Raw genomic sequence first — 22235 nt, 5'->3', positions numbered from 1 at the left:
GCTGTTAATCAACCCAAATCTCCAATGACCAGAAGAACCATTACCATCAACGCCGATCATTTTTCAAACCTGCCCGGTTTCTATGAAGAAATGGACAGGCTTTTTATGAAAGGCGTGGATTGGAAAATGGGGCAGAGCCTGGATGCGCTAAACGATATCCTTTATGGTGGATTCGGGGTATACGAGCCAGGCGAGCCTGTTCTTGTTGTCTGGCAAAATTTTTCCAAAAGCCAAAAAGACCTGGGAATTAAAGAAACCAAAAGGAATTACCAGAAAAAAATAGATCAGGGTCACCCTTACAATGTAAAGCATTTTCAGGAAAAACTTGCTGAAATTGAAAACGGCAGCGGGCAAACGCTTTGTGATATTATAATTGAAATTTTCCAGGATCACAAAAACATCGAATTGAGATTTGAGGATTAGACCTGATCACGAATTCTTTGTATTGCTATCAGCCGTCGGCATTCGGCCATCAAATTGATCCATGGAAAGAGATTTTGGATGATTGAACCGGCCGGGACATATTACATTATTTAAAGTGCTCAGCTCCCTGCTTCTGCTCCAAGTTTCTTTTCATTCTCTGTTTGTGGCTTTCCGCTAGCATTGGGCTGGCCTTTGCCGGTGGTGATCAGGCTGTACAAGCTTTTTTGAATATAATTGCTCCATGCATCCTGGCAAACATCATAACATTCGTAAGCAGGAACCAACCCAAGCTGGGTAAATGTGATTTGAGTTTTGCCTTCTTTTTCGGTTATATCAAAGATAATTTTGTCGCCAATCCACTCACTTTTGTCTTCTGTAAATTTAAAATAATTGTCAAGAACGAGCCATACAATCTTTTTGCCGGGAATGACTTCGATGAGTTTCATCTGGCAGCGATGGACATCCTGATAATGATATTTAAATTCATCATTAAGCTTTTCTGTACCGCCTACTATGTCTTCCGACCACCATCCGCGAACGTTGTTTATGGCTTTAAATACTGTTTCAGGAGATTGGTCTACCCAAATAGCTGTGCTAAAATCTGGTGTTGTCATTTTTTTATGATTTGGTTAACGATTGGTAATCAATCTGCTATGAGATAAAGTTAGCTTCAAAATTTCAAGTTTACACGGTGCAAAATGGACATTATAACGGGTTGATTTGGACAACATATCGGGGTATATTTGCGTAAAAATCTGGGTATGAAAAATGTGATTATCGTTGTCCCGGACGGCAACATTAACCTGAGCAGTATAACGGGTTCGTTTGAAATACTGAGCCGTGCGAATGAATACTGGCAGAAAATGGGAAACAGACCGATGATGCAGATCCGTATTGCCGGTTTTGTGCCTGAACTTAAATTGGGTACCGGCTTCTTTTCGGTTTCTCCTGCGGATATCCGGAAAATTGGAAAAGCGGATCTGGTGATCATTCCTTCCCTGTCATACGATTTTGACTTGGTCCTGAAAAACAATTCAGAACTGATTACCTGGATACACGATCAGTATAAAAACGGAGCCGAAGTTGCAAGTATTTGCACTGGCGCATTTTTACTTGCCGGTACCGGATTGCTGGATGGAAAAGCCTGCTCGACACACTGGAATGCAGCTACTGATTTTAAACGGTTGTTCCCGAACGTCAATTTGCAAATTGATAAACTGATCACAGTTGAACCCGGTTTGTACACAAATGGCGGCGCCTATTCATTTTTGAATATGATCCTTTTTCTGATTGAAAAATACTTTGACCGGCAGACTGCTATTTTGTGTTCTAAAATTTTCCAGATTGATATTGAAAGAAATTCCCAATCGCCGTTTTTCATTTTTCTTGCCCAGAAAAACCATGGAGACGAACAGGTCCGCCAGGCACAGGTTTTCATTGAGGAAAATGTAAGCGAAAAATTTTCCTTTGAAAAACTGGCTTTCGATCTGGCCATCAGCCGGCGAAATTTTGACCGGCGTTTTATCAAAGCTACCGGTAATACACCTGTGGAATACATGCAGCGAGTAAAAGTAGAAGTCGCCAAAAACACGTTGGAAAAAGGTAGAAAAAGCATTTTTGAAGTAATGAACGAGGTTGGATATTCAGACGACAAAGCGTTCAGGGAAGTATTTAAAAGAATAACAGGATTATCTCCTCTCGATTACAAAGCGAAGTTTGCGAAGGAAGCAGCCGGATCTGTTATACCGCTGAATGTGAAAAATTCAATCGCAAAATAAATGCTAACCAGTGAAATGTTGATATGGCCCGCAAAAGCAAGGTAAACAAGCTTTTTTCTGCTGACGATTTTCCGGTTTAACACCAATGCTACTAGTGATAAGTTAAGCGTAATTTTGCCACCGTGCGACGGAACGTAAAGAAATTAAGATACAAAGTATAATAAATTGGAGATAAGAATCTTTGTGGATTTGTGACTTAGTGGCCCGCCGCGCGGTGGTAAACGCTATTTCATGATTAACTTAACACCAGTAATGTCAGGAATGTAAACCAATCAGACAAGTACAACGATTTTTCCAGCACCCTGATTTTGTTCCATAAATCTATGTGCATCCACAATTCCAGCAAGGTTAAAAACTTTGCTGACCGCCAGATTCACCTTTCCAGATTCAACGCTGTTAATAAAATCCTGTAAAACCTGTGTTGAACTTCCGACTTGCCCGCTGTCGTAAATTGTGAGACGAACCGTAGCCGGAATAAATTCCATCGGCGCAAAGTCGGGAATGGACCAGCTTTCTGACAGCATGCCCGTCATACAACCTGTTCCTCCGGGTTTGATACAGCGCAAAGAATCTTTCAAGGTTGGGGCTCCAACTAATTCCAGCACTTTATCAATGCCATTTGGAAAAATCGCCTTTACTTTATCTTCCAGCACGCCATCATCAATGAGCACATATGCCGCTCCGTTTACATTCAATATCCTTTGTTTTTCAGGATTTCGGGTCGTTGCAATCACTGTCAATCCTGCATTTTTGGCAACCTGTGCGGCTAACATGCCTATGGATGAAGTACCACCGCGTATCAATATTGTTTCTCCCGGTTGTATATTTAATGCCAGAAACAAAGAACCATGTACCGTTTGAAACATTTCAGGAATTGCACCAAGTGTTTCCCAGGGAAGCCCGCTTTGAAAAGGATGAAGAATAGTCTTGGGCAACACGCTATATTCAGCGTAACTACCATCAAAATCCCTGCCCATTCCACCCATTAATGCAGCCACTTTTTGCCCTTTTTTATATTCTCCGGAAGGATCTGATTCGACTTCGCCAACGCATTCAATACCTAATACACGCGGAAACTTCACATGGGGTGATAAGCCTTTTCTGGTCATCAGTTCAGAACGGTTCAGGCCGAAGGCTTTCACTTTGATCAATACCCATCCTGCTTTAATTTCCGGCATAGCCCACTCTTCCAAAACAAGATTTTCAGCGCCTCCCCGCTGGTAGATTACTGCTGCCTTCATGTGTTTCAATTCTGATGAGATCATTGTTTAAGAAAGGGAACTATACCATCCCAAACCGCCGGAAAATTTACCAGAAAAGCAGTATGGGGGGCATTGGGAATGATACTTAGCTGAACCTTCGGGATCATATCGCAGGCTGCTATAACAGTTTTTATCGGAGCATTCTGATCACGGTCGCCCGCAATCAATAAAACAGGGCAGTGTATGCTGCTCAAAATTTCTTTACCTATAGATACCGAATTGTAATAGGTATTAATTGATGAGAACCATAGGTCAATTTTTTCAGGATCAGGCCTAAGTGCTAATTGCTGTTTATAATAAAGACTGTCCATAGCAAAAGCCTGTTTAGCAGTCAGGCTAAATGTCCTTGATCCTTTTGTCCATTCCCCGGCACCAATTGCGATCAGTTTTTTTACTTTTTCCGGATATAAGCTGGCAAGATAATATCCACTATATGCTCCATCACTGAAACCCAGCACTATAACACTGTCACTTGTCACAGCGTGAATAACTTTATAAATATCTTTTGCTTTTTGCTCAAAAGTGGCCAGCCCGGAACCCATTTCGGATTTACCGTGGCCGCGGTTTGATATGGCAATAACCTGATATTGGGGACTCAGACTATCAATGAACTGTGCCATTTCGTATGTAGACCCAAAAATTCCTCCGTGAAGGATGACGACCGGTCGCCCCTTGCCATAAACTTCATAGTAAATCCTGGCATCGCCGCTTTTTACATAATGCCCTGCTTTTACGTTATTTCCATAAGGTACCTGGCTGCTGAGCGTCGGTCCTGGCTGCATAAAATTTCTTAAATGTTTTGGTTCCTGGGCAATTGCCGGTTGGCACAACAGCAAAAAACAGATAAAAGTCAGAGATAAAACACAAATTAGATTTTTCATTTTCCTAACCAAATATGTTAAATGACAATGCAAATTTCCGACAGATTTACCGGAGTGACCCTTAAACTATCTTAAGAAAAAAGGGATTTTGTTTATTGCTGAATTTTGCCTTCAACTGAAATATCCTTTCTGATCTTACTCAAAAATTCGGGCGTAATACCCAGGTAGGAAGCGATTTGTGTATTTGGAAGGCGTAATGCCAGATTTGGATACTGTTCAAGAAATGTCAGGTAGCGTTCCTGTGAGGTAGAGCTTATATTTTGTAATACACGGTTCTGTAACTCGACAAACTTGTTCTCTATGATTACTTTAAAGATCCGGTCAAGCTTTGGAATGTTCAGATAAAGGAAATAAAGATCCTGCCTTTCTATCTGCAGAATAATTCCGGGTTCAATGGCTTCGATGGATAATTTGCTGGCTTTTCCGGAATGAAAGCTGCCAATATCTGCGATCCAACGGGCGGCCGGACTGTCATTTTCGGCTGCAAACTGAATATTATGCTGAGTTCCTTTTGAATCCATTCCATACATCCTGAAACAGCCTTTTACAACGAAAGAGTAATGTTTGCATGGATAACCTTCCCTCAGGATTAACTGTCTGCGCTTTACTTTATGCTGTTTAAACCGCGCTTCGATCAGCTTCTTTTCACTTTCTTCAAATGGAAGAAAACTTTCCATGTAGTCCGTAATGAGCTGGTTCGATAATAGCTGCGGCATAAATAAAAGTCAATTACTGGTGGCGCTCTTTAAACATCTTCAGCGTTTCGAAAGATTACCCAATTACCCGGCAATAACAAAAAGGAATTAATAAATATAAAAACTCAAAGCGCGCTTCCTTCAATCAAAATCACGCGGTCAACAGATTCTTCTTTTAATTTCATATACTGTAACCGATCCGGATCGTCCCGGTAATTTTCAAAGCTTTTCCTGTCTGCAAAGCTAACCAGGTGAATTTCATAGGGATGGCCAAATGCTGTGGTAATTACCGAGGATACAGTTGGCCTTATACGATAAATTAACTCACCGTTATGCTGCCGAAGTAAGGGTAGAACCAGGTCTTCGAAAGAATGAAATGTACCTTCCTGCCCTTCCTTTACAAATATGATTTGGGTGTAATAAAGCATTGAGATAATTTTTTTAAGGTAAAAAATATCGTTTGGAAAAAATAGCAAATTAAGCTTAACTTTCCCAAAATGAACCACAAAACTATACATTCATTAACACCACAAAACGGAAATACAATGGAACATAAAGCCAAATCAATCCGGCCATTTATCGGGGCTAAAAATTTTGAAACTTCCCGGAATTTTTACCGGGATCTGGGTTTTGAGGAAGTTGTTTTGGGACCCGATATGTCTTTATTCAAAACCGAGGGGATCGGGTTTTATTTACAGGATGCCTACGTTCAGGATTGGATCGATAATACAATGATTTTTTTAGAAGTAGACGATGCAGACCGTTACTGGAACGGGTTGCTTGCTTTGAACTTGACGCGTAAATATGAAGGTGTAAAACTTACTCCGATCCGCAAATATGACTGGGGCAAAGAATGTTTCCTGCACGACCCTTCCGGAATTCTATGGCACTTTGGAGAATTTTTCAAATAGCCGATAGCCGATAGCCGATAGCCGATAGCGAATTGTTATTTGGAACGATTGGTTCAAAATTGTTGTGAAAAGGTGAGCGGCGACAGGCTGTTCACCTTTTCTTTAGCTCATTAGCATATTGAAATTAAGGAATTCAAACATTCTTTATTCAAGACAAAAAATCGCTTTGCCTGCTTCTATATCAAATCGTTTTCATTCAAGGATTTCTTCCGAAGTTTTATTTCTTCAATATCAATGAGTGAAAGGTAATTCCGAATTACTTCCTCATCGAATTCAGCATGATGGTTCATTTTATAAAGTAAATTTCGCTGTTCTTCCAATAATTCCAGATAAATATGCTGGTAATTGGTCAGTGGATCTCCGGTCGAATCGTTAAAATCCTTTGGATCTCTTTGAAAAAAATCCAGGTCAATCCGGAAACGGGCTATCAGATTACCCAAATGTTGATTTTCTACTTGCTCGTGGCCGTATTTGTCGGTGAGGAACTGCAATGAGGCCTTCGCAATTTTCTTCTGGATTACTAACCGCTGTTCATATTCCGACAAGGATGCAAATCTGTCTTTTAAATCCAGTTTTTTTATTAACCAAGGCAGCGTGATTCCCTGAAAAACAAGGGTGACCAGAATGACGATAAATGTAATAAACAGAATAAGGTTCCTGTTCGGAAATGGCTCGTCACCGTGAATAAATAAGGGAACTGAAAGTGCCGCTGCCAAAGATACCACACCGCGCATACCGGCCCAGCCTAGTACAAAGGGCGATTTAAAACCCGGATTTGGATCTGCTACGGTAATATAATTGCTCATAAACCGCGTAAACAGAGAGGCGCCAATGGTGCAAAGTATCCTCGTAACAATGAGTAATAAAGAAATCGCGAGGCCATACCAGATGGCCGTACCCAAACTAATATTTCCCAGTTGCTGTGTAATATTTGGCAATTGAAGCCCGATGAGTAGAAAAACCAAGCCATTCAGTACAAAAACGATGCTCGTCCATACATTTACGCTCTGAATCCGGCTTTGGTAAGTCAGCATACTTTGCCGCTTGTTCGACAAAAACAAACCGCCACTGACTACTGCCAATACGCCTGAAAAGTGAAAATGTTCAGCGAAGTAATACATGCAATAGGGCGTTACCAGCGTCAGGACAATATCAATACTGGGAGTCGTGGGCAGGAAACGATGGATGGTATAAAAAAGTAAACCGACCAGAAGTCCGATAACTATCCCCATCACGATAACCAGCGCAAAGCTTTGTACGGCATCCTGATAATGAAACTGTCCGGTAACCACTGCGGCCAAAGCAAAACGAAAAACGATTAAAGACGAGGCATCATTGAGCAGACTTTCACCCTCGATAATACTCACAAGCGATTTTGGAACTTTTACCCCTCGCATAATCGTGGTGGCAGAAACAGCATCGGGTGGCGATATGATCCCGCCTAACAGAAAGCCAAGTGCCAACGTGAAACCCGGAATAAAGGCACTGGATACAAATGCCACCACACAGGAAGTAATAATTACAATGGGAAAAGCAAAACTGGTAATTACGCGCCTCCATTTCCAGAACTCTTTCCAGGACGTTTGCCATGCTGCTTCATACAAAAGCGGGGGAAGAAATATCAGGAAAACCAGTTCAGGGTCAATGGTTACGTGAGAAAATACAGAGGTGAAACTGAGTGCCAAACCACCTAAAACGAGCACGATCGGGTAAGCAAGTTTAAGCTTGTTGGCCAGCATAACCAGCGCCAGAATAATTAAGATCAGATAAACGTATTCGATGAAGAGGCTTTGCATGAGGTTACGGTGCGGGGTAAAAAAAATGAAAGCCAAAATATCAGGCTTTCATTGATCTAATCCAACGCTTTTTCTATTTTATTCCAAATTTGCCTAACTGCAAAATGTATATCAGGAATTTGGCTTGTTCACACCCAAATTTTTGCCGGCATATTTTTCGGGTGAAGCTATAATTTCTGAAATCAATGTAGCCAGGCTTTTCTGTGATATCAACGAACCCTTTTCAGGACATGCTTTGCGATATAACAGCTTGCACAAAGAATAATTACGTTTTACATTTTAATTCCCAACTCGCTTTAGCAAAGCCTCCGGATAACGTGCACCTTGTACAGTAATTTGAGAGGCAGCCTCTTCAATGGCACCCAAATCATCCGGACTCAGTTCAATACTGGCACCTCCAAGATTCTCTTCCAACCGATGCAGTTTTGTTGTTCCCGGAATCGGTACGATCCATGGTTTTTGAGCGAGTAACCAGGCAAGCGCAATTTGTGCAGGTGTGGCCGGCACTCCGGATCCGTTTTTCTCATTAGCAATTTTGGTAAGCAAATCAACCATGCCCTGATTCGCTTTGCGTGCATCCTGCGCAAAACGCGGAACTATATTGCGAAAATCTGTACTGTCAAATGTTGTATTTTCATCGATTTTTCCTGTCAGAAAACCTTTACCAAGGGGACTGAACGGTACAAAACCAATTCCCAGTTCTTCCAGTGTTGGTATAATTTCCGTTTCAGGTTCTCTCCACCACAAAGAATATTCACTCTGAAGAGCAGCAACGGGCTGAACAGCATGAGCCCGGCGGATCGTTTGGGCACCTGCTTCGGAAAGCCCGAAATATTTCACTTTGCCAGACCGGATCAAATCTTTCACTGTTCCCGCGACTTCTTCAATCGGCACATTCGGGTCAACACGATGTTGGTACAAAAGGTCAATTCGATCTGTTTTCAGGCGTTTCAGCGATGCTTCTACAAATGCCCTAATACTTTCCGGCTGACTGTTCAGGCCTGCTTTTGAGTCTCCGCCGTCAAAGCCAAATTTCGTTGCTATCACCACTTCATCCCGAAATGGTGCAAGTGCTTCTCCCAACAATTCTTCATTTGCAAAAGGGCCATAAGCTTCGGCCGTATCAAAAAATGTAACACCGCGCTCAAATGCAGTCCTGATCAGTTTGATGGCATCCTGTGTATCCGTTGCAGGCCCATAACCGAAGCTCAATCCCATACAACCCAGGCCAAGTGCCGAAACTTCCAAACCGCTATTTCCTAACCTTCTCTTTTCCATTGTTTTAAGTTTTATGTGTTAATGATCTTAGAATCCGGGAGTAGTTTTTAGTGAAAAGTTTAAAGAAAAAACCTTGATTCAAAGTATCCGGCCTATCCTAATTTACACTCAGCCGGTCATCTGACATCATTTAATCTTCTGACATGGCCAGCAATCCTTCGCTCAGCCTTGCTCCCTGTAATTTGATTTTTGACATTTCAAGGTCTATTTCTTTCAGTTCTTCCACAGTCAGCGATATATCGGCCGATTTGATATTATCCTCAATGTATCCAATCTTGTCCATACCCGGAATCGGAACAATCCACGACTTTTGCGCCATTAACCACGACAAAGCAATTTGCACAGCTGATGCATTTTTTCTTTGAGCGATACGATTCAGCATGTCAACAACCGGCATGTTAGCTTTGATCGCTTCCGGGGTAAATCTTGGAAAACCAGCACGCAGGTCGGTAGCGGCATCAAATTTTGTATCAGCCGTAATATTCCCTGTTAAAAAACCCGTTCCCAGTGGCGCCCATGGCACAAATCCTATTCCCAGTTCTTCGCAAACCGGCAAAACTTTATCCTCAGGTTCTCTTGTCCAGATGGAATATTGATTCTGTACGGCTGCTACCGGATGCACGGAATGAGCGCGGCGAATCGTTTCTGCACCTGCTTCTGACAATCCGTAATACCTGATTTTACCTTCCTCGATTAACTCTTTTAATGCACCCGCCACGTCTTCGATCGGAACGTTCGGATCAACCCGGTGTTGATAAAATAAGTCGATGTAATCTGTGCGTAACCTGATCAAAGATTCCTCAAGCACTTTTTTGATATGCTCCGGACGGCTATTGATTCCGGTATCTGAAATCATACCGAATTTGGTAGCGATGATAACATCTTTGCGAAATGGCTGCAATGCCTCCCCTACCAACAGTTCGTTTGTCAGAGGGCCATAAGCTTCGGCTGTATCGAAAAAAGTAATGCCCTTTTCAAATCCGGCGCGGATCACTTTTAAACCTTCATTAATATCAACAGCCTTGCCTGTACCAAAGCTTAAATTCATACAGCCCATACCCAGGGCAGATACTTCAAGTCCTGAATTACCTAATTTTCTTGTTTTCATTTCTATTTCGATTTATATTACAAAGTTCGTCCAGTTTATCGCTTTCCTGTTAACGACATTCAAATAGAAAAGTAATAATTTCAAACATTTTGCATTCTTAATGACTTGGGTACTGTACCGGTTATGCGCTTGAAGTAATTGTTAAAATAGGTTGGATATTCAAAACCAAGCGCATAGGCAATTTCTGAAATACTCCAGTCCGTATGCCTCAAAAGTGCCTTTGCTTCGTTCACTACACGCTCTGAAATATGTGTTGTGGTGGGTTTGCCGGTTATCTCTTTCACTGATCTGTTGAGATGGTTCACGTGTACAGACAAACCATTTGCGAAATCAAGCGCCGTTTTTAGGCGTAGTGACTGTCCCGGATTTTCGATCGGAAACTGGCGTTCCAATAGTTCAAGAAAAAGAGAGGTTAGGCGTGACGATCCATTTTTGGGTGTAAAAAAATTCGCCGATGGCTGCATTTTTAAAGCTTCATGAATCATCAGGTTAATATAATTCCGGATCAGTTCATCTTTAAAAACATATTCATTTCCTTGCTCTGAAAGCATTTTTTCAAATATGGTAGTTAGAAAACTTCTTTGCGTTTCATCCAGATAAAATATCGGTGTGCCCCCAATCTTAAATAACGGAGACTGCTGAAGGCTTTCGGTTGGTGCGTGTGTTTTTAAAAAATCTTCTGTGAAAACGCAGGCATAACCACTGTACGATGATGATACGATTTCCCAGGAATAAGGAATATGCGGGTTTCCGAAAAACAGGATGCTGCCTTCCGTTTCAATACCCCGGTCCGCATATTGGATCACATTTTTTCCCGTATTCAGACAGATCTTGTAAAAGTCGCGACGGTTGTAGGTTGGAACTGCATTTACACCGCTTTCAACTTTGTATACTTTAAAACCTTTCAGTTTAAGGTCATTTGTATTGAAGTCTGATGCTTTGGAAAGAATGTCAGCTGCCATGGTATGGAATTAAGGAATTCAAATAAGGAATCAATACGATGCCCAATAATTAACGGCCATTGTAACCAATACAAAGGTAGCCTTCGCCACAAGCGACAGGTTAACGACATTCAAACGGAAAAGTAAGGATTTCAAACATATTGAAATATAATATCACCAATAATGCTTCCGTAAACAGTTTTAAACGAGGCAGGATATTAAATGCGTTTGCCCGAGACCTACAATGAATTTTGAGTCTTTCGGAAAAATTTGCTTATTTGATCAAAACTTAAATTGTCCGGAAATACAAAATCGACCATGCAAATTAGTTGAGCCGGTATTTTTGAAAATACAACAGTTAATTACCCCCCCCTTTAAATAATCTATGGAGAGCGAAAGATCAGAGAATTTAAAAAAATACGCATTTGAATTTTTAACAATATTTATTGGAATTTTTGCAGCATTTGCGCTTGACAACTGGAAAGAAAACAGAAAAGACCAGCAAACGGAAATCAAGATATTAACAGAAATCAGCAATGGGCTGGTAAAGGATCTCGATGACATCAATATCAACGAAATGGGGCACAAACAAGGACTTGAAGCAACTAAATTTTTTAGAAATTTAATTACTACACCCCAAATCAAAACCAGCTCTCCGGCCTTTCTTTATTTCAATTTGTTCAGGGATTTTGTTTCCGTTCAAAATACATCCGGATATGAAACCTTAAAATCAAAGGGGCTGGAAATCATAGAAAATGACTCGCTACGATCAAATATCATTTCCCTTTATGAGTATGACTACAATGCCTTACGAAAATTAGAAGAGAACTACTCTGAAATACAGTTTCAGGAAAGTTACTTCAATGAGTTTAACAGGTCTCTGGCTCCTAACTTTACATTTGATAAAAAAGGAGATATTAATGGCATTAACTCCCCTATTAAAATTCCTGAAAACGAGAAAAAAATCCTGATGGTCGATCTTTGGAAAATTGAAAAGAATCGTCGTTTTATGCTGCAATATTACTCCGTGGTTAAAGTAAAAATAAAGAAGTTGCAGGAAGAGATAATCAGGGAATTGAAAAAGTAGTTGCGACTTTCACGCTTTGTACTGTGCCGTATTGTCACTGCATCATGCTATCTGATTCCTTCTTTGTCTAAGTAAAATAACCCTCCCGGCGTGATTTTTGCTTAATGCACATTACATAAAATCAAAAAGATCATCATGGCGAACACAGTAATTGCAATTTTCGAAGAAGCAGAACAAGCACAAACGGCACAGGGCCATTTGCTGACACATGGATTTTCACAGGTTAATATCAAAACAGCCTCATATAAATCCGAGGCCTCGAATGCTGAGGAAAAAGAACAAGATCTGATAGACAGTATCACCACTTTCTTCCGGGATTTGTTTGGCGCAGACCATCAGGATATTACTCATTATGCAGAGGCTGGAAGACACAGGACAATTGTGACCGTCCACACGGATACCAGTGAAGAGGCAGAACAGGTAGCCGGAATACTGGACGAAAATGGAGCAATTGATGTGAATGAAACATCGGGAAGTTATTTTCCTGAAAATGACGAATCAACTACCCAGCATCAGTTTTTGGACGATTCCGTACATAATCCGGCTCAAAACCATTCATTTGAGGAAAATAGTGAAGACCGGACAAGGGTAAACAGGATAAAAAGCAGGATCATTCAACGTTCCATTGATAAAGGCAGCTTTTCAGCAGAAAGCTAGTATTCGTTTATCGTTGGTTGAATAAAATTCGAAAGCAAAAGCTAGCGATCCATCATCAACAATCAACCAAAATAGTGAAATGACTGCTACCAAGCTGCAACTCCGGGCCGCCCCAATCACGCCAAAGTAGAAATGATCCATAGTAGGTGGAACGAAGGAACAATCAGTGCCAAATTAGAAAGTAAGGGATGGGGCACCGATTTAGGATATAATGGATTTGTGCTAATGGCCAGGAACGGATGACAATTCCGTTATATATTCTCTTTTCCAATGAAATGACAGAATACCGGAGTTATCCGGATGAGTTCGAGGGAACTGGTTACCTGCGGATTCTGCTGCCGTTTAAATTGGAGAACGGAGAGATTGGTGCCGGAAATATTTATGCGCTGAATCAATATGAAGCAGAAAATGGAGGAATAGCAGAAAAACCCCTCGAATGCGTTTGATCGGAGTTAAAAAGACTGCAATTTAAATGTCTGGTGAAGAGATTTAAATGAATACTGAGACAAGATAATTTTAGTAGATTTAAGCCTGAAACCTCTACGAAAACGCCGTTATGAAAAATATCCGACTTCTTGTATTCTTCTGTTTGATTTTCCCATACCAATCGAAAGCGCAGGAGCCGAAACCAGTCGGGATCAGAAAAGGCATTCCGCTGGATTCCATTACTTTGAGCGACCCTTATATTCTTGCAGATCGCAAAACACGGCTGTACTACATGACCGGGACAGGTGGAAAATTATGGAAAAGCAAAGATCTTAAAGCCTGGGACGGGCCATACCAGATTACTCAAACCGATCCTGAATCGTGGATGGGCCCAAAACCGATGATTTGGGCAGCTGAAATTCACCAATACAAAAACAAGTATTATTATTTTGCGACCTTCACCAACCGGGCAGTCAAGATTGATACTGTTGATGGAAATGTCATCGAACGCCGTGCCTCTCACGTGCTTGTAAGTGACAAGCCGGACGGCCCGTATGTTCCGATGAATGATCCGACATATTTACCTGCCGACAAGCCAACATTGGACGGAACTTTCTGGATTGACAAGGATAAAAAGCCTTATATGGTTTATTGTTATGAATGGCTGCAAAACAGGAATGGTACGATGGAAAAAATTGAACTAAAACCTGATCTGAGCGGCTCAATTGGTGAAGGTAAGCTCCTGTTTCGTGCCAGCGATTCGCCATGGAGCCGGGAAAAAGATAAAAACGGAAACGACAAACCAAATAAAGTGACCGACGGCCCTTTCCTTTTCAATACCAAAACAGGTAGATTGGGAATGATCTGGACAAGCTGGATTTATGACGTTTATACCCAGGGCGTTGTATATTCAAAAAGCGGCACCCTGGATGGGCCCTGGATTCAGGAAAAGGATCCAATCACACCTCCAAACTTCGGGCATGGTATGTTATTCAAAACTTTTGATGGTAAATTACTGATGTCCGTTCATAGCCATAAAAGCGTAAAAGGACGTACCGTTCGTGTTCCTCATTTGTTTGAAGCAGATCTTTCCGGTGATAAACTGATGATTGGGAAGGCTTTTTTGCCTTGAGTCTCAGAACGGGATTATGACGGTTTTAAAACAACTAAAATGAAATGCTATGAAGACTTTCATGTACATCATTGTTTTCACTATATTATATTCAACGATTGCACAATGCCAGGTTGAACCGGGCAGAAATCAGCAAAATTTTTCTATATCCCAGGTAACGATGCGCGTGCTCGACAAGGAAACCTTCAAACCTGTCAATGCTAAGATATTCATTGTCAGCCAAAAACAAGAAAATACGGTCGTTCCCATATTTGAAGACAAAATCTATAAATTTAAAATACCTGTCACTGACACGACAACTTTTTCCATTTATGCCAAAGGGTATGAGACGTTGACCGAATCAATATTAGCCAGTGAAATTAATGGGATCGAAGCGTTTTATCTCACGCCTAAAACAAATGACACAACTGAGCTGGATGGAAAACTAAATATTAATAACGTTTCAGAAATGTCTCATCCGATATTGCGTGATGACATTACCTCGGTTCTGTACTTCAAGCAAAGTAGTACCAATCTGTCTCCCCGATCCAAACAGGAACTGGAACGTGTTCTTGACTTTACCAGCCGAAACGAAATCCTTAGAATCGAATTAGCCGGTCACACGGATAATTTAGGTGACGCGGAGAGAAATATGGAATTATCAGTTGATCGGGCAAGTGTTGTGAGGCAGTATTTGATGGCCAATAATATTTCCCCCGCCAGAATCAGGAACAAGGCTTATGGCAGCACCCGTCCCGCTGCACCGAATGATAGTGAAAGAAACCGTAGGTTTAACAGGCGTGTGGTGATTCGGATGGCCGCGGATAATTAGGATAGCTGTTAACAACGAATTCATTAGAAATTGTCACTTTTCTCCCAAACCTCAAAAATGGTCTGTTTAAACAACTCATCAAGACTTTCCGTTTTGGGTTGAATGTTTTACTCTAATGATTTAACGTAATCACTATAAAACTTAATTTTCTGTTCAAGGAAGTTATTAAGAATTTGAATTTTAGGTTCTTCATTTAGCTCTTCACCTGCAATCTTTCTGGTCAGCAAGTTTTGGATTTCTTTCCTGACATTTTGGTCTTTCACCTGGGTATCCAGAAGTTTATGAAACTCCATGGGCGCCATCGTGTTTGTTTCCCTAATCCAGTCGCAAGCAAGTATTGGCCGTAAAGCATAAAAGTACTTTTTTACTCTTACTGTATCCCTTAATAAATACTCTTTAAAATTGCCTTCTGCCATATGAAGATAATGATGAATACAAGATTTGGGACTGAAGTATTCCTTTGTCAAATTCCGAAGTCTGTCTGCAGTGGAAAATTGTTGTAAATAAACGATAGGACTTCTTAACCATTCTAACATTGCAGGATTTGATTTTCTAAAAAGCCGCAAAGCCTTTTTCAACTCCCAACCAGCAAGGTCAATTTCATTCGGCAAAATTTCTTCGTGGTTATCTCTCCCGGTATCTATTTTTAAATACAAATCCAGTTTGTGAACATATATATATCTTATATCCCAGTCACTGTCAGTCGATGCAAAACCTCATGCACGGCTACCGCTTTCAACGGCGTATAAAATTTTAATATCATGTTGAATTTCAAGTCTTAAAAGCTCTTTTTGTATTTCGCTGGTCATTGTTCAGTGGAACGTCATGTGGTTAATATAAATAAACGCAACTCATATATTTTTCAAGGTAAGACTTTGAGATATCACCCTCCTATTCCAACCATTCGTCACCGAACAATAACCACTTGTGTACTTTGTAATACATAGTACCTTCCATAGCACTTACATTTGTCATGTTCTTTTAGATATAAACAATTACAAAAAATAACCGGAGTACCGGACCGAACATTCAAATAAAACAAGCCATGAAAAATTCAATCAAAACTTTCGCTGTTGCCTTTGCTCTTATTGCTGCTTCTTTCACTGCCAATGCAGAAGATAAAGAAACCAAAAAATCTGCCGGATTCGGAACTGGAATTTACACCACAAAAAGTGGCAAGATCAATTTACTTGTAGATAAGGCAAGCGCAGAAACTCCTACTACATTTTTACTTAAAAACGAATCTGGCGATGTAATCTACCGCGAAACAGTCAGTAAAAAACAACAAAAATTCGGCCGTACTCTGAATGTAGATGAACTGGGAGCAGGTAAATACGAAATTGAAGTAACCAGCAACGGTGAAAAACAAGTTAAATCTTTCGAATTATCGGAACAAAAAACTGAAAGAGTTTTAGCGATTAAGTAAGGTTTTAGACCGGGACTTTCCAAGTCGAAAGTCAGGATGGCTTCTGGAAACGGAAGCCATTTTTTGTTGATCACCCGTTCAATCGCAGCAACAAGATGCGAGCAAGTTCTTCGAATCGGTTCAAAATTCAAACTAAACCCTTTACTTTTGTAACAGAAATTATTTGAATACATTAATGCAGCATCATGAGAAAACCAGAATCTGTTCAGGACTTTTTTGGAAATAAATTGCCAAATGCCGGCAGCAAGTTCAATATTTATCAATGCGATGATTTCAGGGCGGCCTGTGCCATACAACCGCAGGGATTTTTACAAGATTACGCTGCAATTCGGTACCAGTCGTTTGGAATACGCGGATAAAAGCATCATGATTGATAAACCCGCGCTTTTATTTTCCAGCCCGCTTGTCCCCTATTCGTGGGAACCGATTTCGGAAGAACAAAAAGGCTACTTCGTCCTGTTTACAGAAGATTTCCTGAAAGAAACCAATGCCGACCTGGCTCTCGAAAATTCACCTTTGTTCAAGCTGGGGGCCAATCCTGTCTATTACGTGGGCCCTGAACAGGTGACATATATATTGCAGATATTCCAGTACATGCACAAGGGGTTTCATTCGGAGTATATGCACAAATTCGATCTGCTGCGCAACCATCTGCATATACTCATGCACGAGGCAGTGAAAATGCAGCCACTTACCAGCTGTATCGAGCCTCAGAATGCCTCAACCCGGATTGCATCCCTGTTTCTGGAATTGCTTGACAGACAATTTCCTGTGGATCTCCAAAGGACACTAACCATTCGTACACCCAACCAATTTGCTGAACAGCTTTCTATTCATGTCAACCACCTGAACCGGGCAGTAAGAGAAACAACCGGCAAAACCACAACAGCGCATTTGAACGAGCGCATCATCGCCGAAGCAAAAGCGTTGATCACACATACCGACTGGAACGTAGCTGAGATCTCGTATAGCCTTGGATACGAATACCCTACTTACTTCAATAACTTTTTCAAAAAACAAACAGGTATTACACCGACTTCTCTGAGAGGAGAATTGGCTTAGATTCAGATACAGTTGTTTGAATGTATTAATCATTTGTTTGAATACCTTTAACCACCCTTTCCCCTCCCACTATAATTTTGCATTGCAGTTTATTCGGTCTTCAAATGGTCGGAAAACTCTTATTAATAGAAATGATGCAAAATTAAAATGATGATGAAAACAGAAAAAGTTTGGTTTATTACCGGCGCTGGACGCGGAATGGGTGTTGACATTGCAAAGGCCGCACTTGCTGCCGGAAATAAAGTAGTTGCAACAGGGCGAAATATCGAAAAGGTAAAAAATGCGCTTGGTGACTCCGAAAATTTATTGGTGGTGAAGCTGGATATTACCAATGTGGCAGAAGCGGTAGAAGCTGTTAAATCGGCAGTTGAACGGTTTGGGCGGATAGATGTGCTGGTCAACAATGCTGCCAGTTTCTACGCAGGTTACTTTGAAGAACTATCGATAGAACAGATCGAGAAACAAATAGCGACCAGCCTTTTTGGCCCAATGAAAGTAACACGCGCTGTACTGCCAACAATGCGAAGCCAAAGATCAGGCCATATCATTACAATTTCATCTACTGCAAGCCTGGTAGGTATTCCATTTTGCACAGCCTATGCTTCATCTAAGTTTGGTACAGATGGCTGGATGAAATCCATGCAGCTGGAAATAGCGCCATTTGGTATCCACACCACCATTGTTAATCCTGGTTTTTTTCGCACCGAACTTCTTACCGATGAGTCTACGGCCTATGCGGAATCCAAGATCGAAGATTATGATGAGGGCAGAGCGCAGCAAATGCAGTTCTGGGCCAGCGCTAACGGACAGCAATCCGGCGATCCGGCTAAATTAGCCGACGCATTGATCATACTTTCCAATGAACCAGTACCTCCACTTCGCTTTATTGCCGGTGCTGATGCAATTAGTACAGCCGAGCAAACGATCGCAATGCTTCAGCAGGAGATAGAAGCCTATCGCGAACTATCAGGCTCACTGGCGTTTGGTGATTAAGTCCGGAGTTGAAATCATACAGACCACCTTATGAATAAAAACAGCAAGAAACGGCTCATTTTTATTCATAAGGTGGTCATTCTAACTTTAAAAGATTAGTAATTGCCAAGATAATTTACATGAAGCCGAAATACTTTCCAGCTGTATTAAATAATCACTCTCCCACTCCTACCACTCGTCACCAATTCACAACCACTCGTGTACATTGTTATACATAGTACCTGTTATAGCCATTACATTTGTCATGTTCTTTTAGATAAACAAACCGCTTAGCGGATCAAATTTTAAACATATACAAAGCCATGAAAAATTCAATCAAAACCTTCGCTGTTGCTATTGCCCTTATTGCTGCTTCTTTCTCCGCAAATGCTGATGACAAAGAAACCAAAAAATCAATGGGATTCGGTACCAGTATTTACCCAACAAAAAGTGGTAAGATCAATTTGCACGTTGATAAAGTAAGCGCTGATGCTCATACTATACTTTTACTTAAAAATGAAAACGGGCAAATTGTTTACGAAGAACTGGTTGGTAAAAAAATCCAGAAATTCAGCCGTGTTTTGAATGTGGACGAACTATCTACCGGCAAGTATGAAATTGAAATCATCAGCAAAGGTGAAAAACAGATTAAATCTTTCGTATTGACAGAAAAAACGTCGGAAAGAGTTTTAGCAATTAAATAAGCTTTATTACAGATTTAGATTGCAATGGCTTCCATTTCCGGAAGCCATTTTTTTTGATCTTAATCGAAGGATATTAATGTAAATGTTCCCTAATATAAAAGCTGAAATTGCTGGTCTCATTTTCTACAGGTTTTAAACTTTTCCCAGGTATTCCTCATCAGTAACCGGCTGTAACCATATTACGGCCCCGCCTTTACTCACATTTGGATTAATGGCAATGTGTAAAACGGCTGTCAGGAGAAGCACCGTGCCAATGCAAGACATCAGGCGCTATATTAACGGCATCGCCTTTTTGCAGAATTTGAATCGGTTTGCCCTTTTCCTGATAATAACCAGTGCCCAAAGTGGCAACCAAAATTTGTCCGTTTGGATGGGTATGCCAATTATTTCTCGCTCCCGGCTCAAAAGTGACATCGCTTACTGTGCAATCCGTTTCGTCATTGGCGGGTACCATTGTTTTGATCCACGCAGTACCAGTAAAGTAATCGGAAGGCGCCTGAGTTGCACCTTCGGGTATAGCAGTTTGTTCTTTATCTGTTTGATTCATGATTTTTGGTTTATACCTATATTTCTTTCTTAACGGAAATTGTTTTTATCTGTATAATCTACCGTTTACTCAGGCGTTACTTTGCCATCACACCTGGTGGATTGGAATATTACACATTCGCCAGATCAATAGGCATTTTTCTAACACGTTTGCCTGTTAATGCGAAAATAGCGTTGCCCAGCGCGGGAGCAAACGGAGGCAATCCAGGCTCACCAACACCTTTTACTTTTCCTCCTTCGGCCAATATGTGTACTTCGATCGCTGGCATTTCGTTGATACGCAAAACCGGATTATCATGAAAATTACTTTGCTGCACTTTGCCATTTGCCAGGGTAATTCCCGGTTTTGTCGCCGCGCCAAGAGCCATCACAATAGCTCCCTCGACCTGGTTTCGTACATTATCAGGACTCACAACTTCACCCAAATCAATAACGGCAATGACCTTGTTTACTTTAATCGAGCCGTCATTCTGCATGCTGATCTCAACAACCTGTGCACATAGCCCTGCAAAAAATTCCCATTGCGCAATACCCCTGGCTTTGCCTTTTGGAAGTGGTTTATCCCAGTTACTCAGTTCTTTCAGTTTAAGTAACACGCGTTTTGCATCGGAATCTTTGGTCATCATCGCCAACCGGAAAGCCAACGGATCCCGGCCGGCTTTTGCCGCAAGCTCATCAATAAAGCATTCGTGTGGAAAAGATAAAGTTGAACTGGTGACCGACCGCCAGGCTGCAACCGGAACATGATAATCAGCCCTTACGTACGACGTTTTCAGGTTGGGAATTTCGTATGCCTGCTCCGCAATGCCTTCCACCATTATTTTATCAACCTTGGTTTTATCCCAATTGCTTTGGAGTGAATCAAAGTAGGAAGGGCTGATCACTTTATGCTGGAACATCACCAGGTTACCTTCTTCTGAAATGCCGCCTTGCAGTTGTGAAAAAGTCATAGGTCGGAATGGCCCCATTACGGTTGTATCCTCACGCGACCAGATCACTTTCACAGGTTTACCGACTTGCTTTGCCAGATTGACAGTCTCAATGATGTAGTCTATATATAGTCTCCGTCCCAGGCCCCCGCCTATAAATTTAGCGTGCAGTTTTATATTTTCCGGAGCAAAACCTGTGTGTTTGTGCAAATCATCCGGCCCGCTCCCTGTTAGTGTGGAAGGCACTTGCGTGGATGTCCAGATTTCAAGTTTATCGCCTTGTACATGCGCTATGCAGTTGACCGGCTCCATAGTATGATGCGCCACCATCGGCGTTTCATAAAAAGCACTTACAATTCGGCCAGCTGGTAAATTTACTTTTTCAACGTCGCCAGCATTTTTGTCCAATAAACCTTCCTGGCCAGCCAGTAACCTCAGATGTTCTTCATATTTGGCTGAACTGAAAGTTTCATAACCCTTGGTATCCCAGTTAATTTTAAGCAATTTTCGCCCTTTTATTGCAGTCCAGTAACTATTGGCTATTACAGCAACACCCACATAATGATATTTCCCCACTGTTCTTTCTACTTCCACGACCTTTTCAACGCCAGGTATTTTCAGGGTTTCGCTGGCATCAAAGCTCTTTAATGTGCCGCCCAGAACCGGACATCGGGCAATGGTAGCGTAAACCATACCTGGCACGTCCACATCAATACCAAATTCGGCGGTACCATTTGTTTTCATAGGAACATCCGGCCTTCTTATGTCCTTTGTTAAAATTTTAAAGTCCTTTTTGTCCTTTAATTTCGGTTCTTTTGGAATTTCCAGCAACGATGCTTCCTGTGCCAATTCTCCATAGGTTAAAACTTTCTGTGTGGGAATATGGATCACTTTGCCAGCTTCTGCTTTGCAACTGGCCACATCCACTTTCCATTTTGTACTTGCCGCGAGTACCAGCATTTCCCTTGCCGCGGCACCTATTTTCCGAAGCTCCATGTAACCGGTACGAATGGATGCGCTGCCGCCAGCACGCTGCATATTTCCTAATTCTTTCTCACCATTCGATTGTTTTATCGTAACCTGATCCAGCGACACTTCAAGTTCCTCACAGATCAATGCCGGAACAGACTGGAATGTACCCTGCCCCATTTCCGGCCTTGTATTATAAATAATTATAGTTCCTTTTGGATCAATTCGGATGTAAGGCGTAAATTGAATGGAATCAGCTGAGGTACCAGAGGCAATTTCCAATTTGTCGGTACCTGCCGAGGAGCGTGAGAGGCCAAGTAACAAGGCTGTACCAGACAAACCGGCGTATTGCAGAAAATCCCGGCGGGACAATGGTTTGGAAGAACTGTTCATAAAATTTTGTAGCTGGAAGCAGAGTGTCAATGAAATCAGCACAAATAT

23 protein-coding genes and 1 pseudogene are annotated in these 22235 nt (G+C 41.4%); 12 read left to right on the top strand and 12 right to left on the bottom strand.

Annotated elements, in window-relative coordinates:
* The first annotated feature begins 24 nt into the window (after positions 1 to 24).
* Entirely contained in the window at positions 25 to 423 is a 399-nt protein-coding gene (locus KZC02_RS27185) for a hypothetical protein (RefSeq protein ID WP_221391541.1), read from the top strand.
* A 119-nt stretch (positions 424 to 542) separates the two neighbouring features.
* Here KZC02_RS27185 and KZC02_RS27180 read toward each other — a convergent pair whose 3' ends face one another.
* Positions 543 to 1037: an SRPBCC domain-containing protein gene (locus KZC02_RS27180; protein WP_221391540.1), complete on the bottom strand. Its 495-nt coding sequence runs from the start codon at positions 1035 to 1037 to the stop codon at positions 543 to 545.
* 147 nt (positions 1038 to 1184) lie between these two features.
* Here KZC02_RS27180 and KZC02_RS27175 point away from each other — a divergent pair, with 147 nt between their 5' ends.
* Positions 1185 to 2201, top strand: a complete 1017-nt coding sequence (locus KZC02_RS27175; RefSeq protein ID WP_221391539.1) for a GlxA family transcriptional regulator — start codon at positions 1185 to 1187, stop codon at positions 2199 to 2201.
* A gap of 272 nt (positions 2202 to 2473) precedes the next feature.
* Here the strand turns inward: KZC02_RS27175 and KZC02_RS27170 are convergent, their stop codons facing one another.
* From KZC02_RS27170 to KZC02_RS27155, 4 genes are all read right to left on the bottom strand, one after another.
* A complete protein-coding gene (locus tag KZC02_RS27170) occupies positions 2474 to 3466 on the bottom strand; it encodes a zinc-binding alcohol dehydrogenase family protein (RefSeq protein WP_229253833.1) in 993 nt (330 codons plus the stop codon).
* The gene (locus KZC02_RS27165; protein WP_229253832.1) at positions 3463 to 4245 is read right to left on the bottom strand and encodes an alpha/beta fold hydrolase; all 783 of its coding nucleotides are present in this window, start codon (positions 4243 to 4245) and stop codon (positions 3463 to 3465) included. Before KZC02_RS27165 ends, KZC02_RS27170 begins: the two co-directional genes overlap by 4 nt.
* A 191-nt stretch (positions 4246 to 4436) precedes the next feature.
* On the bottom strand, positions 4437 to 5060 hold the full coding sequence (locus KZC02_RS27160) for a Crp/Fnr family transcriptional regulator (protein ID WP_221391537.1): 624 nt from the start codon (positions 5058 to 5060) through the stop codon (positions 4437 to 4439).
* Positions 5061 to 5164: 104 nt separating this feature from the next.
* Positions 5165 to 5467, bottom strand: coding sequence for a DUF1330 domain-containing protein (locus KZC02_RS27155; RefSeq protein WP_221391536.1), 303 nt, complete (start codon positions 5465 to 5467; stop codon positions 5165 to 5167).
* A gap of 69 nt (positions 5468 to 5536) precedes the next feature.
* On the opposite strand from KZC02_RS27155, the gene KZC02_RS27150 reads away from it, so the two are divergent.
* A complete protein-coding gene (locus tag KZC02_RS27150) occupies positions 5537 to 5950 on the top strand; it encodes a glyoxalase (RefSeq protein WP_229253831.1) in 414 nt (137 codons plus the stop codon).
* Positions 5951 to 6126: 176 nt separating this feature from the next.
* Here KZC02_RS27150 and KZC02_RS27145 read toward each other — a convergent pair whose 3' ends face one another.
* From KZC02_RS27145 to KZC02_RS27130, 4 genes are all read right to left on the bottom strand, one after another.
* Positions 6127 to 7746: a Na+/H+ antiporter gene (locus KZC02_RS27145; RefSeq protein WP_221391535.1), complete on the bottom strand. Its 1620-nt coding sequence runs from the start codon at positions 7744 to 7746 to the stop codon at positions 6127 to 6129.
* 279 nt (positions 7747 to 8025) lie between these two features.
* A complete protein-coding gene (locus KZC02_RS27140) occupies positions 8026 to 9024 on the bottom strand; it encodes an aldo/keto reductase (protein ID WP_221391534.1) in 999 nt (332 codons plus the stop codon).
* A gap of 130 nt (positions 9025 to 9154) precedes the next feature.
* On the bottom strand, positions 9155 to 10132 hold the full coding sequence (locus KZC02_RS27135; protein ID WP_221391533.1) for an aldo/keto reductase: 978 nt from the start codon (positions 10130 to 10132) through the stop codon (positions 9155 to 9157).
* An 80-nt stretch (positions 10133 to 10212) separates the two neighbouring features.
* Entirely contained in the window at positions 10213 to 11094 is an 882-nt protein-coding gene (locus KZC02_RS27130; protein WP_221391532.1) for an AraC family transcriptional regulator, read from the bottom strand.
* 364 nt (positions 11095 to 11458) lie between these two features.
* Between KZC02_RS27130 and KZC02_RS27125 the strand changes: the two genes are divergently transcribed.
* From KZC02_RS27125 to KZC02_RS27105, 5 genes are all read left to right on the top strand, one after another.
* Complete coding sequence (locus tag KZC02_RS27125; RefSeq protein WP_221391531.1) at positions 11459 to 12160, top strand: DUF6090 family protein; 702 nt, start codon at positions 11459 to 11461, stop codon at positions 12158 to 12160.
* A 135-nt stretch (positions 12161 to 12295) separates the two neighbouring features.
* Positions 12296 to 12817, top strand: coding sequence for a hypothetical protein (locus tag KZC02_RS27120; protein WP_221391530.1), 522 nt, complete (start codon positions 12296 to 12298; stop codon positions 12815 to 12817).
* A gap of 239 nt (positions 12818 to 13056) precedes the next feature.
* A complete protein-coding gene (locus KZC02_RS27115; protein WP_221391529.1) occupies positions 13057 to 13263 on the top strand; it encodes a hypothetical protein in 207 nt (68 codons plus the stop codon).
* Positions 13264 to 13373: 110 nt separating this feature from the next.
* On the top strand, positions 13374 to 14375 hold the full coding sequence (locus KZC02_RS27110) for a glycoside hydrolase family 43 protein (protein WP_221391528.1): 1002 nt from the start codon (positions 13374 to 13376) through the stop codon (positions 14373 to 14375).
* Positions 14376 to 14424: 49 nt separating this feature from the next.
* On the top strand, positions 14425 to 15186 hold the full coding sequence (locus KZC02_RS27105) for an OmpA family protein (RefSeq protein ID WP_221391527.1): 762 nt from the start codon (positions 14425 to 14427) through the stop codon (positions 15184 to 15186).
* Between the two features lie 107 nt (positions 15187 to 15293).
* On the opposite strand, the pseudogene KZC02_RS27100 reads toward KZC02_RS27105, so the two are convergent.
* Positions 15294 to 15995: pseudogene (locus KZC02_RS27100) on the bottom strand (nucleotidyltransferase domain-containing protein).
* 236 nt (positions 15996 to 16231) lie between these two features.
* Here KZC02_RS27100 and KZC02_RS27095 point away from each other — a divergent pair.
* From KZC02_RS27095 to KZC02_RS27080, 4 genes are all read left to right on the top strand, one after another.
* Complete coding sequence (locus KZC02_RS27095) at positions 16232 to 16612, top strand: hypothetical protein (protein ID WP_221391526.1); 381 nt, start codon at positions 16232 to 16234, stop codon at positions 16610 to 16612.
* Positions 16613 to 16846: 234 nt separating this feature from the next.
* Positions 16847 to 17674, top strand: coding sequence for an AraC family transcriptional regulator (locus tag KZC02_RS27090; RefSeq protein WP_229253830.1), 828 nt, complete (start codon positions 16847 to 16849; stop codon positions 17672 to 17674).
* Between the two features lie 147 nt (positions 17675 to 17821).
* A complete protein-coding gene (locus KZC02_RS27085) occupies positions 17822 to 18667 on the top strand; it encodes an SDR family oxidoreductase (RefSeq protein ID WP_221391525.1) in 846 nt (281 codons plus the stop codon).
* 302 nt (positions 18668 to 18969) lie between these two features.
* Positions 18970 to 19350 carry a hypothetical protein gene (locus tag KZC02_RS27080; protein ID WP_221391524.1) on the top strand — a complete coding sequence of 127 codons (381 nt, stop codon included), beginning with the start codon at positions 18970 to 18972 and terminating at the stop codon, positions 19348 to 19350.
* A gap of 208 nt (positions 19351 to 19558) precedes the next feature.
* Here KZC02_RS27080 and KZC02_RS27075 read toward each other — a convergent pair whose 3' ends face one another.
* Positions 19559 to 19897, bottom strand: coding sequence for a cupin domain-containing protein (locus KZC02_RS27075; RefSeq protein ID WP_221391523.1), 339 nt, complete (start codon positions 19895 to 19897; stop codon positions 19559 to 19561).
* Positions 19898 to 20006: 109 nt separating this feature from the next.
* Positions 20007 to 22187, bottom strand: coding sequence for a molybdopterin cofactor-binding domain-containing protein (locus tag KZC02_RS27070; RefSeq protein WP_221391522.1), 2181 nt, complete (start codon positions 22185 to 22187; stop codon positions 20007 to 20009).
* Positions 22188 to 22235 lie beyond the last annotated feature (48 nt).

The sequence above is a fragment of the Dyadobacter sp. NIV53 genome (assembly GCF_019711195.1).
GTDB lineage: Bacteria > Bacteroidota > Bacteroidia > Cytophagales > Spirosomataceae > Dyadobacter.
This window is presented reverse-complemented; position numbering and strand designations above follow the sequence as displayed.